Here is a 14,474-nt window from a genome sequence, read left to right on the forward strand (position 1 = left end):
AAATTAATCCCTCCGTTGCATGTTTTTTGCCTGTAAATTTTTCCATCCGGTAATTACGGCCGATATTAGATAAATCAGGAAGCAAAGAATGCTAATCACATATCCGGCCTTCTGACCGGGAGCGTGGAATAGGATCCGGATATCATGTGTCCCCTTTTCCAACTTTACTCCGGCAAACGCCTGATTTATTTTTAATATAGGTACATTTTTCCCATCAACTGTAATTTCCATTCCTTTTTGAAGTGGAATTGAGGTTACAAAATATCCGTCCGCTGCGGCATCTGCAGTGCAGGATAAGATTTCGCTGCCTTCTGTATCGTGATTCTCCACAGGGGTATACTGTTTTTCCCCGAGCAGCTGCTCATCATAAAGATGCCAGGTGATATTTCTTATAAAATATTTTCCCTTCGAAAACTGGAACTTAATGTTTTTAAGCCCCTTCCCTTTTGAATCGGACAGCTGATAATGGAAGGTGTCGTTTTCATTCGGATAAGGTGCATAAGCGCCGGAAAGTTTATTTCTCATGCTGTTAATATCGATGACAACGGCATTCTTTCCATGATTTATAACGTCGAAATCGAGCAGCAGTATTTTATCTTTTAAGGTATGTTCCAGTGCTATTGTGACCGAAGTTTCTTTCTTTACGTCCAACAGGTATCCGCCGTTGGTTTTGGTGACACGGATTGTGTCGGGAAGAACCAGGTCTTTAAAAGCCGGTGCATATTCCTTCATTCCTTTCGCATAATCAGAAACGGCTGTGACCTCACCGTCAGAAACGGCTGTGGCCTCACCGTCAGAAATGGCTGTGGCCTCACCGTCAGAAATGGCCGTGTCCTCATTGTCGGAAACGACGGTTTCCTCACTGTCAGGAACAACGGTATAACGTGTAATCGCATCCAGACGGTCGTATTGGTTCAGCCTTAGAAACTGGGAATCAGTGATGCAGGAGCCGGTCACATAGGCAATCGGCAGTACGTTTTTGTTTTCTGCGAATACGATTCGGCCTTTTTTTGATTGGGATACAATCTGGTAACCACAGGGGATATTATCCTCTGTTGTCTGCAGATAGCGCACCCCGAGGAAATTCAGCAAAAAAGGATTGGCTGACGGCAGAACGGCGAGCCTGTTGTTGATCTGTACTGCGGAGTGAAAGGTATCATAGTAGAGGTTCGAATAATCCTTATTGGTGATGGAAGAGTACATTCCGCTTTTCTGCACCGTGGTATCCGAGGTAAGATTACAGGAAGCCAGTACATCTGCAAGGCTGTCATAGCGGTAGAGCGGGTCCATCACGGGGGTATCCGTATCTGAAGCAGTTATTTCCTGTTCAAATACATCGTTTTTGTCTACGAAATCTTCTGTCTGCATAGTCTGCAAAAACAGCACACACGGCATGATGCAGAGGAGAAGGTGTGATACCAGAAAACGAAGCTGATCTGTCTTTTGGCTGCATCGTATTTTCTGCCAGATTGCAACAAAGACCAGAATTCCTATGTCAGCGACAATCCATTTGATATTACCGGAATACATCCACGCCGGTAAGAAGGCTGCAATGATGAGACAGGGCCAGAGTTTCCAGTGAAGGTGTTCCTGTCCGGTATCTTCCGGGGCCGATGCGGGGTTCGGGCCGATGTCCCCCTGACGCAGCAGACTGAGGATTTTCGTACACTGCAGTAAAATAAGAGGAACAAAAGGAATTAGAATCTTCGCGCGCGCATACAATGTACCGTTAAGCACCCATGATGCAAAGAACCAGGTGGATATAATCAAAAGAAAAATACTGTCAGTCCGGTATTTTTTACTTGTAACGCCGAGAATCAGTGCATAAAGGCAGACCGCGGTCAGCCCCATCCCGTATGGACTGTAAAGGATGGACTGAAGATTCAGTGACACGCCGAATATTTCCGGCAGGCTTAAACTTGCGGACGCCCGGCGGTGTTCCAGTATGACCAGCCCGGTCGGAATCAGGAGTATGGCAGCCATCCCGATGGAAAGAAAAGCTGATTTCAGAAAGCAGGGAAATCCTTTTTTCCAGAAAGTGGGGCCTTCCTGCCTAAGCCAGTACCACCCAATTACTGCAAGGCATGCAATCGAGTAATAAAAACTATTTACATAAATAAAAAATAAAATCAACGGCAGAAACCGGAACCGTCTTTTTTTAACGGCTATTAGTGCCAGAATCAGGAAGGGCATATAATTGACAAACATGACCTGCCGGTGTGTATGGAAAAAACATGCCGCCGTCATAAAAAGCAGGCTCCCGGCAAAGGCAGATAGGCTGTCGATTCCGTCTTCTGACTTCAGGAAATAATAAAACAGCAGGACAGAGCATAAATATCCTGCCAGCATATAGCCGATTAGGAGATACACCATCGGCACTGATGGCAGCAGGCACCCGATGACGATATCCGGGCGCAGATATCCATAATAGGAAAACTGGTATCCGTTGCTCCCGGAGCCCAGCGGAAGAAAGGCAGGGACAAGCGTTTTCTGCTCGATGCAGGTATCACGTATCGTCTCGGCCAGCCGGACATGCTGGCTCAGCCAGTCCGTATAGGAGCCATAAAAAGTACCTTTTGGTATCACTGTCAATATGAACAAAATGAAGAGCCCGGTTAAAAGCACGGGGAAGAAATATTTTTTTCGGGTCATAACGCTCTCCTTCCAAATAAATTCAACAGTATTTAATATACCCGCTATTTCTTAAAGATTGCCCAAACTGAATCTGAAGAATTCTTAAGATGGAATATATTTTTTCAAAATTCATGTATAATGGTACTTATTTAGAAGTACTGTTATTAAGAAATCCGACGTAAGGGGGAGCATAGAAATGGAACCGGTGAGTATATTAGTCGTTGATGATAATCCTGAAATCCGTGAAATTATTCAGATTCTGCTTCAGGGAGAAGGATTTTCGATCGAACAGGCGAAAAATGGTATGGAGGCGCTTCAGGCCCTCGTGGGACAGGCATTTGACCTGATTATTCTGGACATTATGATGCCGGGAATGAATGGCTATCAGACATGTCTGGAAATCCGCAAGCAAAGCAATGCACCGATTCTGTTTCTGAGCGCAAAGGGGCAGGAAGGCGACAAGACACTCGGATTTTCAAGCGGGGGAGATGATTATCTTGTAAAGCCGTTTTCCTACAATGAACTGGTCAGCCGTTCCAAAGCGCTCATACGGAGGTACCAGATCTACAAAGGCAAGGATGCCGCATCAGAGACTTTAAAGCCGCAGGATAACATAAAGGGAATGGCATCGCACGGTTCTGACAGCCACACCATACACTTTCATCATTTAGAAATAGATGAGTCTGCGGAGACTGTTTTTACCGGAGGGCATCAGATCGAACTCACTGATACAGAATATGCCATGCTGCATTTGCTTGTGAAAAACCGCAGGCAGATATTTTCCGCAGAACGGCTCTATGAGGCAGTCTGGGAGGAGGAGTACTATTATGGGGCAAATAATACGATTATGGTCCATATCCGCAATCTCAGAAAGAAGATAGAAAAAGATCCGAAAAATCCGGTCATGATAAAGACTATATGGGGAAAGGGGTATCGGTGTGATTAAAAGAATGTCTGCCCGCATCCGTAAATTAAAAATCAGAACTAAACTATCCCTCCTTATGCTGACATCGGCTGTAATCAGCCTTCTGTTATTTTCATTTTTATGGAAAAACGTCGGGAACGCATGGGATTTTTTATGCAGGTATCCGGCGCTGTCGTGGGACAAGCAGGGGCTCATCGAGACGCTGAAGGAAACGGCAAAGTATTATGATGTGCCGGAGAGTGAAAAAGATAAAGAAGGGGCAGCAAAGATTGCCCCGTTTTTTGATGCAAAGGATGAATATACCGGGGTGTATATCTACGAAGCCGATGGTGACGGCCTGTACCGGACAGGCAGGTACCCGGAAATCATGGATGAGGCTGTATTTGGAAGTCTGATGGATTTAGGATACAGAGTCACAACAGGAAAAATTGAAGAATACGAGTTTATCCCGATGGAATTCCATAACGGAGAATATAATGTATACATTTACTCCTACCATGCCTTAAACATGATCTATCCTTATTTACTAATCAGTGTGCTGCTCAGTGTTGCTGTATTCCTGTCACTGACACTCATATTTATTAACCGGAGAATGAAAGCAATCCTGAACCTGAAGGACGAAATCCTGCTGATGGCCTCCGGCGAGCTGGAACATAAGATCCCGGACTGCGGAGAAGACGAGATCGGAATACTATCCGGCGAGCTGGATAATTTAAGGGTTGCCCTAAAAGAGAACATTCAGCAGGAGGAAGAAAGCCGGAAAGCCAACCAGGACCTGATCACTGCCATATCGCATGACTTAAGGACACCCCTTACAATCCTGAACGGCTATCTCGAGGTATTAAAGTTAAAAAGAATCCCCCCTGAAACAGAAGAGGAATATCTCGACCGGTGCCTTCAGAAGACGAGTGACATCAAGGAAATGACAGACAAAATGTTCGAATATGCCCTCGTATTCGAGGAGTCCGAGGATGTCAACATGACAGAAGTAAGCGCTGCATCCGTCCGCACAGTCCTCAGGGAGAACCTGGACTTCCTGCAGCTGGCCGGATTTCAGGCAGAGGCTGTGCTGGAAGAATGTACAGGCAGGATACTCGGAGACGAGACTATGCTCAAAAGAATCTTCAACAACTTATTCTCTAACATCCTCAAGTACGGAGATAAGAAATATCCGGTAAAGCTAACCTTCCAGACAGAAAAGCAACAAATCAAGGTTACATTAATCAATACTGTAAAAACAGAAAAAGACGAAATAGACAGCAACAGGATCGGACTCAAAAGCGTCGAAAAAATGGTTGGACTGCATGGCGGGACATTATACGTCATAAATCAGGCCGGGGTATATAACGTACAGATCACATTTCCAATGCTGTAAACGGACCGCAAAGGGGTCAGACCCTTTTGCGGTCCGTTTTCAGAATCGTTTATCAATTCATCTCTAAGTCTATGGGATTATTTACCTATAGAATATCTGTAAATATCAAGTGTATAGTTAAAAATATATAAAAAATCCTATTAATTTTTGAATCGTATATTGAAACGTTTCAATGAATTTGCATTTCGGAAGTATTGTATTCTCTATATTCTTCCGTTATCATTTTCATATACTAATTCCGGAATTTAATAAGTTTATTGCATCAGGATGACTTGAAAACAAATTGTCAGACAGGAGGATTTAGATGAATAAAATAGGCATACATTTTGGGTATTTCAATACGGACTGGGATACGGATTTTATCCGCCAGATTGATCAGGTGAAAAGGATCGGCTTTGATATTCTGGAAGTTGCACCGGTGCCTTTGATGAAGTTATCGAAAGAACAGCGAAGAGCGATCCGTGACCATGCAGAGGAGAAAGGGATTGACCTGACTTTCTCCGTGGGGCTGGGGAAGGAGTATGATCTTGCTTCTGCGGATAAAGAGATCCGAAAAGCTGGAATCCAATTTACGCTGGACACATTCGATATTATGCAGGAAATGGGCAGTACGATGTATTCCGGTGTAGACATCGGAGCATGGAACCAGACCTACTCATACGGTGTTATTGACAAAAGCAGGGAATGGAAATATTCAATCGAATCTGTACAGGAAATCATGAAGTCCGCAGAAGAGAAAGGAATAACATTTGCGGTGGAAGTGGTGAACCGTTATGAATCCTCACTTGTAAATACGGCAGAGGAAGCGATGGAGTATATTTCCCGTGTCGGAAGCCCGAACTGTAAGCTTTTGCTGGATACATACCACATGAATATTGAAGAAGACAGCTTCGAAAAGGCAATTCAGCTGGCGGGTGGCAGTCTTGCACATTTCCACGTAGGAGAACCGAACCGGAGACCGCCTAAGCCAGACGGAAGGATGCCGTGGGATGAGATTACAGGTGCATTGAAGTCCATTCATTATGAAGGCGCCATTGTAATGGAGCCATTCATAAAAATGGGAGGCGAGGTTGGACGTGATATCAAGGTCTGGCGGGATATCAGCAAAGGCGCCCAGACAGAGGAAATGGAAAGGCTGGCTGCAGTTTCAGTAAAAATGTTCCGTGAAAAAATGCAGCCGTAAGGGGTTAGAGTGATGTCGACAATCAAGGATGTTGCGCGGATTGCAGGGGTTTCAGTCGGTACAGTTTCAAACTTCCTGAATGGGAAGGAAAATGTGAAGGAAGAGAAAGTACAACTGATTAAGCAGGCTATGGAGAGTCTGGATTACAGGCCGAATTACATGGCGCAGAATCTCAAAGGGATGAAAAGGAAGATTATCGGAATTCTTTTTCCGAATTTAGATGAGCCCTACAACGATATTTATAAAGGACTCACCGAATATCTGGACATGAAGGACTTCATAACCGTACTGAAACTAACACAGAATAATATTGTTCTGGAAAATCAGTTTCTGGACCAGCTGGTCAATATCGGTGCAGTCGGAATCATTATGGTATCCAATGATGCCGCAAACATAAAAAAATACAAGAAAATAGAGAAAAAAGGTGTCTCCTTCGTATTTGTTGAGAGAAAAGTCGGACAGGGAAGTTTCAGCAACGTACTTTTTGAGAATAAAGATCTGGTCTATGACATAACAGCCGGACTGCTCCAGGAGAATCCAGATGTCAATATCAAGGTTCTGCTTGGCAAACAGGAATTTTCCAATGAAAAGGACTGTGCGGAGGGGTATCTGGCGGCGCGCGAATCAGGCAAAGGTGACATTGAGGTAATCAAGGAAATTAACAGGGAAGCTGTTTTCGACCACATTTACCGCTGCCTTATGTACTTTGATCCGAAGCCGGCACACGTCATAGCGTCTTCCGTTGAATTTGCAAAAATATGTGTGGAAGTATGCAACATTCTAAAGGCTGATATCTGTATCCATGCCCTTGCGGGAGAAAAATGGTACATGACGGATATCCAGAAAAATATGGTTCAATACGGCAGAAATGCAATCCTTATGGGGAAACAGGCAGGGGAGAAGATGAACGAACTGCTGTCGCACAGAAACCTTCCGGAACGAAATACTATTTATATCAAATCAAAGAAAAATTACAGTATATCCGAGGTTAGCGGGAATGAGAAATCCAGAAAAAAAATCCGGATTCTGGCCTATAAGTGTGATGCATCAAATGCCCTGAAAAAGCTGGCTGCCAGTTATAGAAAACAGTGCGGGACAGAAGTAGAGTTCCACGAACTGGGATATACAAAGCTCAGAGAACAGTTGAAAAAGGAGTTTGCAGCACAGTCCCGGGAATACGATATCTATATGTTTGACCTTCCCTGGATGGGCAGTGTGCTCTCGAAAAACGTTTTTGCTGACCTGTCTAAGGAGGTTAAGGAAGACAATCTGCTCAGGCGCTATCCAAAAACAATCGTAAAGGCATTTTACAGGTTCGACAGAGGAGTGCATATATTCCCGATCATAGCGACAACTCAGGTCCTGCTGTACCGGAAAGATATTTTTACCAACCCGGATGTAAAATCGCAGTTTATGAATATGTATGGTTACGAATTGTCTCCTCCGGGCACATGGTCAAACTTTAACACAATAGCGGAATTCTTCGACAGAAGCGTCAATCCGAGATCCCCGTTCCGATATGGAACCGCAGCGAGTGCACTGGAGCCGATCGGACTGATCAATGAATTTCTCCCCCGGCAATGGGCCTTCCACGGACAGATAACGGACCGTTGGGGCAAGGTAGTGATAGATAGTGAGGAGAATGTGAAAGCACTGGAGAATCTGACAGCTACATTCGAGCATATCCCTGAGGGCACGGAAGGCTACTTCTGGGATGAAATTTTTGAAATGCTTCTCAGAGGGGAAATTCCAATGGCGCAGGGATTCGCGTCACATTACCAGCCAGGGAAATATTCCGTCGAGGGTAATACATATGAAAAATACATAGAAGCGGTTCCGGTGCCCGGACACAGGCCAATGCTGGGAGGCTGGGCCCTGGGAATCAACAAGTTTTCAGAGAATATAAAAGAGTGCTATGAGTTCATAAAATGGAACCTGAACGATAAGACTGCAATTCTAAACATGCGTCTGTGCGGGTGTGTTCCGACAACGACCGTGTTTCAGGACGATACGCTGAAACTGAGCTATCCCTGGCTGAACATGGTAAATGAAAAAGTGGAACTGGGCCGCCTGCGGGAGGAAATCATGGACCGTGAAAAGCGGATCATCAACACAGAACTGATTGATGATGCGATATCCGGAGGGATTAAAAAAGCAGTTCTGAAAAAGGAATCGCCGCAAAAGGCACTCGGAAAAATACGAGATGAAATCAGTCAACTGATTTCGGGAAAGTCAGAGACCGCGCAGTAAGCTGCTTGCGGGAGTAAAGGAAGAGGAGTCAGATATGAAAAAAGTAAAACAGCTGTTACAGGCAGATTTGTCCAGCGTTATACTGCCAATCATTGTGATTTTTGCAATTTTGGCGGCAACGAGCGAGGGATTCTTATCTTCCTATAACATGTATTCGGTATTTCAGTCAGTTCCCATTTTTGTCATCGTGGGGCTGGCACAAATGGTTGTTTTATCACTGGGGCAGATGAACCTTGCAGTCGGTTCAATCGGAGTTCTGTCGAGTGTGGTTTTCGGAATTGCGATGCAGGAAGCCGGCCTGCCCGCTTCAATATGTATCATACTGGCATGCGGGGCGGGGCTGCTCCAGGGATTTCTGCAGGGGGTCATGGTAACAAAGTCCGGGATCAATCCATTCATCATTTCACTGGCGCTTTTGAGTCTTTATAAGGGACTGGCGCTGGTCATCACAAGCGGGCAGCCGTTTTCCCAGCTGAGTGTGGGATTTAAGGAATTCGGAAACATGAAAATTGCCAACTTATTTCCGACTACTATTTTTATAGCCATCTTAGTCAGTGTTGTTATGTACATTCTTATACGGTACCGCAGGCTTGGAAAGAAACTTCTGGCATGTGGGGCCAACGGAGTGGCGGCGGTTTATTCAGGTGTAAACTATGATAAAACGGTGATTGCCGGGCATTGTGTAAGTGGAGTGCTCTGTGCAATAGCAGCCATCCTCCAGGTGTCCAGATTTGGAAGCGTACAGCTTTCTATCGGGGATGACTGGATGCTGACTTCCTTTGTTGTACCCGTACTGGGAGGCACCCTGCTTTCAGGTGGAAAGGTAAATGTTATAGGAACCTTTCTCGGAGGTTTCCTGATGGTGCTGATCAATAATGCGATCGTTCTGTGGGGTGTAAGTTCCTACGCCACAAATGCGGCTGTCGGTATCATTCTCCTGCTGGCATACGAAGTAGACCGTATGCGGAAGAAGATGATGACAAATCAGGCGAAAAATGCTGTTGAGAGGGAGGGGTAGTTATGGATTTCAAAAAAATCAGGAAATCAAACGCATTTAGTGTATCCATCATTATCCTTTGTATGATTCTTGGAATGTGTGTGATAAAACGAAATTATTTGTCGGCGGATAACATCAGTGCACTGTTAAAGGTACTGGCAGTTACAGCTCTTGTTGGAACCTCCCAGATGATCAGTATTGCAAGCGGGGGAATGAACGTATCTATCGGGGCAACCGGAGCCATGTCAGCGATTTTCAGCGGCCTTCTGATGCAGAATGCCGGGGTGCCGGTGCCGTTGGCCATCCTGTCCGGGCTGCTGACAGGAGCCGTCTGCGGCGTAATCAACGGGCTTCTGATTTTCCGAAACGGTGGAGTCGGTGTGGCAAGCTTTTTGACAACACTTGCTACAAACTCCGTATTTACGGGAATTATTTATATGATTACGACAGGACATGGTGTCAGCAAGATTCCGCGCGCCTTCATTGCAATTGGAAACACAAAGCTGGGTGCGGTTCCGACGTCGGTGGTGATTATGCTGGTCATTTTGACTCTTGTATATATCATGTTCCGGTATACAAGCCCGGGAAGGCAGATTCTTGCATTTGGCGCGAATCCGAAGGCGGCCGAACTATACGGGATATCAAGATTCCGCACGATTCTGCTTGTGAACATTCTTGCGAGCGTGATTGCAGCAGTGGCAGGAATGCTTGTCGTCATGAGGGTAGGAACGGCACAGCCCGATATCGGTTCCGACTGGATGCTGAAATCCTTCGCCGCACCGCTGATTGGCGGAACGAGACAGGCAGGAGGAAAAGTAGTCGTATTCGGAGTTATTTTAGGAGCCCTGGTACTGACAATCATAGAAAATGCCCTGGTCCACCTGAGCGTAGATGTTTACTGGACCGAACTGATCAATGGCGTGGTGATTATCGTGATTATGGCCCTCGACCGGGTGCGTGCAGTGAGGAAGTAGGAAGGATAAGGTGAGACACATGTCTGAATACATATTAGAATTAGAAAACATCACCAAGATTTTTCCGGGTGTAAAGGCGTTGGATGATGTATCGTTCAAAATAAAAAAGGGGGAAATCCATGCGCTGGTTGGAGAAAACGGTGCAGGAAAATCGACCCTGATCAATATTATATCCGGTGTATTTGAGCCTACAAAGGGGCAGGTTAAAGTAGACGGGAAGGCAGAACACATTGTGAATCCGGGCCGGGCATTTGAACTTGGTATCGGCGTAGTGCATCAGGAAAGAAATCTGATCGATACCTTCAATATTGCTGAAAACATATGTTTTATGGATGTATCAACCGGGAAAACGAAATTCGTTGACAAAGCTGCCATGCATAAAAAGGCCCGGGAAGCGATGCAGCGCGTTGGTCTGGAACTGGACCCGGAACAGGGGGTCGAGGAACTTACCTCAGGGAAAAAACAGATGTTAGAAATCGCCAGGGCAATGTGTATGGACTCCAAAGTCCTGCTTTTAGACGAGCCGACCGCATCTATTTCACTGACAGAGGCGGAGATTCTTCTGAAAACGGTGAAGCAGCTGAGGGAGGAAGGCGTCTCTATCATCTATATCAGCCATAAGCTGGAGGAAATCTTTGAAATAGCTGACAGTATTACTGTCATCCGGGACGGCAAAAATGTAGGGCAGACGCTTCCGGCGGATACACTGGATAAGGATAAACTGATTGAACTGATGGTTGGGCGCAGGCATGTTATAGAGACTTATGCGGTGAGAGACTTCAAGGATGCCCCCGTCGTACTGGAGGCAGACGGAATCAGCAGTAAAAAGAACCCTATACCAAAATCATTTTCTCTGAAGAAGGGCGAAATTTTAGGATGGTATGGACTGGTAGGTGCAGGCAGAACGGAGTATGCACGGGAGATCATAGGCATCGACCCTGTCAGAAACGGGACATTGAAGGTGAATGGACAGCCTGTCAGGATCAGCAGTTATGAGGAAGCTTTCCGGAAGCATAAAATATGCTATATTTCTGAGAACCGGAAAGAAGAAGGACTCTTTCTGCAGCACAGCATAACCGATAATATCGGGATCATTGCCCTGAAAATGATATGCAGCAAAGCCGGATTCATTTCTTATAAAAAACAGAATGACATAACAGAAAAATACAAAAAATCTCTCAGCATCAAGGCGAAAGACATCTTTGTAGAAACGGCAAGCCTGAGCGGGGGAAACCAGCAGAAGATATGTATTGCGAAGGGGCTGTGTGTAAATCCCGAAATCATGATCATAGATGAGCCCACCGTGGGTATTGATGTCAACACAAAGGGTGAGATCCATAAACTGATTTACGGGCTTTCCAGTCAGGGGATTTCCGTCATCGTGATCTCCTCAGACATGGGGGAACTGGTGGGACTTGCAGACCGGATTGTTGTGTTTAAAGATAATGAAATCAAAGGTGAACTTGAGAACAGTAAAGATTACGGAACAATGAGCACTAAAGTAATGGGAAGTATTTTATTATAGTGATTCAGGCAGAGATGGAGGAAGAAACGGCCGTATTCCGCCATTTTGCATAGAGGAACCCGGTGTACCCGAAGATACAGCAGGCCACACCGGCGGGTATGAAGTTCAATGTCAAAGTAAAGGAGAAAAGATATGAAAAAGAGAATCATCAGTATATTATTAAGCCTCGCAATGGCAGCAACATTGGTAACAGGGTGTTCAGGCGGTAAAAATGTGGATACAGACGGCAGTAGTTCAGATTCAAAGGAACCATCAGCGGCTTATGGTGAAAGCGTCTGGAAGGATGTCGTTGATTACGGACCGGCAGACGGGAAAACGGATAAGGACTACGCCTTCGGAGGTGTATTCGGAGCCATCAATTCCTATAGTGACCCGATGCAGGGGGCCGCAGATGAGGCGGCTGAAGAACTGGGGATTCCTTCCACACAGTTCGACGCCCCCAAAGACTGGGTTCAGAATGACCAGAATACCATCCTCGACGGACTGATTGCGAAAGGACTGAAGGGCATCTACATGATGACCTCTGACCCGGTCGCCGGAAATGAGCAGATTTCCAAGATGGTTGGTTCGGGTGTGCCAGTCGTATGTGTGGGAGGTTCACCGGACACCCCTTCAGAAGCAACGCTTACATTAGCAACGGATGTTTATCAGGCATCTTATGACGGAACCATAAACCTGATCGAGGCAATGGGTGGGAAAGGCGGAGTTGTCGGCCTGTGTGGTGCGGTAACAGATACAAATACCCAGTCCAGGATGAAAGCCATAGAGGACGCTTGTGCAGAGTATCCTGACGTCAATCTTGTGCAGATTATCGGTGACATCGATGAGTCTGAAGCATCTGTGACAGCAGTAGAAAACATTCTGGCTGCTAAAGGCGACCAGATCAATGGGTTTATCAGTACATGCTATTACCCTTCCGTAGCGCTGGCAAGTATACTTTCCGAAGATAAATACAGTGAGATTCATGCCATCGGATGCGACACTGACGAAGCCGTCCTCGATGGAATCAAAAGCGGCGCACTGGACGGGACCATGTCACAGAACCCGTGGGGACAGGCTTATCTGGCAACAGTAACCCTGAAAATGCTGACAGACGGCTGGACATACAAAGACAGCGAAGAATTTCTGATTGATTCAGGCTCCTTCTATATTACTTCAGAGAATGTAGACAAGGTAGAAGAGACTCAGAAAGAAGCAACGATGGAAATCGCAAAAACATGGGCAGACAAGTTTGAAGCTCCTGCCAAATAAGCAAAGCAGACAGGAAGGAAACGTTATGAAACGTGTTGGCAGAATTGTAAAATTAAAACCACAAATGAAAGAGCGGTACATCCGGCTGCACGCCGATCCCTGGCCCGAGGTCACAGAAGCGATCCATATTTGCGGAATCAGAAACTTCTCAATTTACATAAAAGGAGAAATCCTGTTTTCTTATTTTGAATATGTTGGAAATGCATATGAAGATGATATGAAAAAGCTGGATGAACTAACCGCAGAATGGTTAAAAGAAACCGACAAGTGCCAGGAACCCGCGGATCCGGGGGAAACAGACGGACTCTGGAGCACAATGGATGAGATTTTTTATCAGGAATAGGCATATAAGGAGACATAAGTAAGTGAAAAGATCAGAGATCAATCAGGCAATAAAAACGGCAAAAGAAGCACTGGATGCGATCCATTTTAAACTCCCGTATTTTGCAGAATGGGGAGAAAAAGAATGGTTGGAGAATATAAGTAAGGCAGAAAATATCAGAGAGGTCATGCTGGGCTGGGACGTCACTGACTTCGGCAGCGGAGATTTCAAACATACCGGAGCCGTATTATTTACAATAAGAAACGGCAACCTGTATAATCCAAAGGCTGGTGTCCCATATTGTGAAAAGGTAATCGTATTTGACGATGATGAAAAACAAGTTATACCGTTTCATTACCACAATAACAAAACAGAAGACATCATCAACCGGGGCAACGGAATCATGGAGATAGAACTCTACAACTCCACAAAAGACGGTAAAATAGATTATAACACAGAAAATGTGGAAGTCTATATGGACGGAATCCTCTACACAGTGAAGGCCGGGGAAATCCTGGAGATCACTCCGGGAAACAGCATCACTCTGACCCCGGGACTGTACCACAGATTCGGTGCAAAACAGCACGCCGGGAATCTGGTAGCGGGGGAAGTATCAAAGATAAATGATGATAATCTGGATAATGTATTTGCAGAAGAGCAGAAACGCTTCTCCGAAATAGAAGAGGACGAAACTGTACTGCATCCACTGTGCAATGAATATGACAGGATAGAAAACCTGAAGTAATCGCAGCCGGACCGCAAAGGGGTCAGACCCTTTTGCGGTCCGTTTTCAGAATTGTGTTTACACTTTTTGGAAATACACAAAATCTAGATGTGGAGATGCACGTTAAATACTATCATATGTATTAATAATCAGATAATTATATACAAATAATACAATTAAAAATTTATTTATTCAAAATAATAAAAATGTGTTGACAAATAAAAACTCATATGCTAAGATAAAGTCAATCCAAAAGAGATACAAAAATAAAAAACATCTCAAAGGATATTATCTATTGAACATAAATAAAAATG

The 14,474-nt window shown here is 45.1% G+C and carries 11 protein-coding genes; 10 read left to right on the forward strand and 1 reads right to left on the reverse strand.

Annotation, left to right across the window (positions count from 1 at the left end; genetic code table 11):
• Positions 1-3 precede the first annotated feature (3 nt).
• Positions 4-2,652, reverse strand: a complete 2,649-nt coding sequence (locus A8806_RS19335; RefSeq protein WP_109732813.1) for a YfhO family protein — start codon at positions 2,650-2,652, stop codon at positions 4-6.
• Positions 2,653-2,830: 178 nt separating this feature from the next.
• Here A8806_RS19335 and A8806_RS19340 point away from each other — a divergent pair, with 178 nt between their 5' ends.
• The 10 genes from A8806_RS19340 (at position 2,831) to A8806_RS19385 (ending at position 14,181) form a co-directional block, all read left to right on the forward strand.
• Positions 2,831-3,580, forward strand: a complete 750-nt coding sequence (locus A8806_RS19340) for a response regulator transcription factor (RefSeq protein WP_109732814.1) — start codon at positions 2,831-2,833, stop codon at positions 3,578-3,580.
• Positions 3,573-4,934, forward strand: a complete 1,362-nt coding sequence (locus A8806_RS19345) for a HAMP domain-containing sensor histidine kinase (protein WP_109732815.1) — start codon at positions 3,573-3,575, stop codon at positions 4,932-4,934. The genes A8806_RS19340 and A8806_RS19345 overlap by 8 nt, the downstream gene beginning before the upstream one ends.
• A gap of 304 nt (positions 4,935-5,238) precedes the next feature.
• The gene (locus A8806_RS19350) at positions 5,239-6,117 is read left to right on the forward strand and encodes a D-psicose 3-epimerase (protein WP_109732816.1); all 879 of its coding nucleotides are present in this window, start codon (positions 5,239-5,241) and stop codon (positions 6,115-6,117) included.
• A 12-nt stretch (positions 6,118-6,129) separates the two neighbouring features.
• Entirely contained in the window at positions 6,130-8,367 is a 2,238-nt protein-coding gene (locus tag A8806_RS19355) for an extracellular solute-binding protein (RefSeq protein WP_109732817.1), read from the forward strand.
• A 34-nt stretch (positions 8,368-8,401) separates the two neighbouring features.
• Positions 8,402-9,385, forward strand: a complete 984-nt coding sequence (locus A8806_RS19360) for an ABC transporter permease (protein ID WP_109732818.1) — start codon at positions 8,402-8,404, stop codon at positions 9,383-9,385.
• 2 nt (positions 9,386-9,387) lie between these two features.
• Positions 9,388-10,338 carry an ABC transporter permease gene (locus A8806_RS19365; protein WP_109732819.1) on the forward strand — a complete coding sequence of 317 codons (951 nt, stop codon included), beginning with the start codon at positions 9,388-9,390 and terminating at the stop codon, positions 10,336-10,338.
• Between the two features lie 19 nt (positions 10,339-10,357).
• Positions 10,358-11,863 (forward strand): sugar ABC transporter ATP-binding protein, encoded by a 1,506-nt coding sequence (locus A8806_RS19370; RefSeq protein WP_109732820.1) that lies wholly within the window; start codon positions 10,358-10,360, stop codon positions 11,861-11,863.
• Positions 11,864-11,995: 132 nt separating this feature from the next.
• Entirely contained in the window at positions 11,996-13,114 is a 1,119-nt protein-coding gene (locus A8806_RS19375) for a sugar ABC transporter substrate-binding protein (RefSeq protein ID WP_109732821.1), read from the forward strand.
• 25 nt (positions 13,115-13,139) lie between these two features.
• The gene (locus A8806_RS19380; protein ID WP_109732822.1) at positions 13,140-13,457 is read left to right on the forward strand and encodes an L-rhamnose mutarotase; all 318 of its coding nucleotides are present in this window, start codon (positions 13,140-13,142) and stop codon (positions 13,455-13,457) included.
• A 22-nt stretch (positions 13,458-13,479) separates the two neighbouring features.
• Positions 13,480-14,181, forward strand: a complete 702-nt coding sequence (locus A8806_RS19385; RefSeq protein ID WP_109732823.1) for a D-lyxose/D-mannose family sugar isomerase — start codon at positions 13,480-13,482, stop codon at positions 14,179-14,181.
• Positions 14,182-14,474: the final 293 nt, after the last annotated feature.

The sequence above is a fragment of the Faecalicatena orotica genome (assembly GCF_003149245.1).
Classification (GTDB): domain Bacteria; phylum Bacillota; class Clostridia; order Lachnospirales; family Lachnospiraceae; genus Faecalicatena_A; species Faecalicatena_A orotica.

What these genes read in the sequence shown, in the direction of transcription:
- A8806_RS19335 (WP_109732813.1), bottom strand. Translation starts at nt 2,652, where the DNA reads ATGACCCGAAAAAAATATTTCTTCCCCGTGCTTTTAACCGGGCTCTTC.
- A8806_RS19340 (WP_109732814.1), top strand. Translation starts at nt 2,831, where the DNA reads ATGGAACCGGTGAGTATATTAGTCGTTGATGATAATCCTGAAATCCGT.
- A8806_RS19350 (WP_109732816.1), top strand. Translation starts at nt 5,239, where the DNA reads ATGAATAAAATAGGCATACATTTTGGGTATTTCAATACGGACTGGGAT.
- A8806_RS19355 (WP_109732817.1), top strand. Translation starts at nt 6,130, where the DNA reads ATGTCGACAATCAAGGATGTTGCGCGGATTGCAGGGGTTTCAGTCGGT.
- A8806_RS19360 (WP_109732818.1), top strand. Translation starts at nt 8,402, where the DNA reads ATGAAAAAAGTAAAACAGCTGTTACAGGCAGATTTGTCCAGCGTTATA.
- A8806_RS19365 (WP_109732819.1), top strand. Translation starts at nt 9,388, where the DNA reads ATGGATTTCAAAAAAATCAGGAAATCAAACGCATTTAGTGTATCCATC.
- A8806_RS19370 (WP_109732820.1), top strand. Translation starts at nt 10,358, where the DNA reads ATGTCTGAATACATATTAGAATTAGAAAACATCACCAAGATTTTTCCG.
- A8806_RS19375 (WP_109732821.1), top strand. Translation starts at nt 11,996, where the DNA reads ATGAAAAAGAGAATCATCAGTATATTATTAAGCCTCGCAATGGCAGCA.
- A8806_RS19380 (WP_109732822.1), top strand. Translation starts at nt 13,140, where the DNA reads ATGAAACGTGTTGGCAGAATTGTAAAATTAAAACCACAAATGAAAGAG.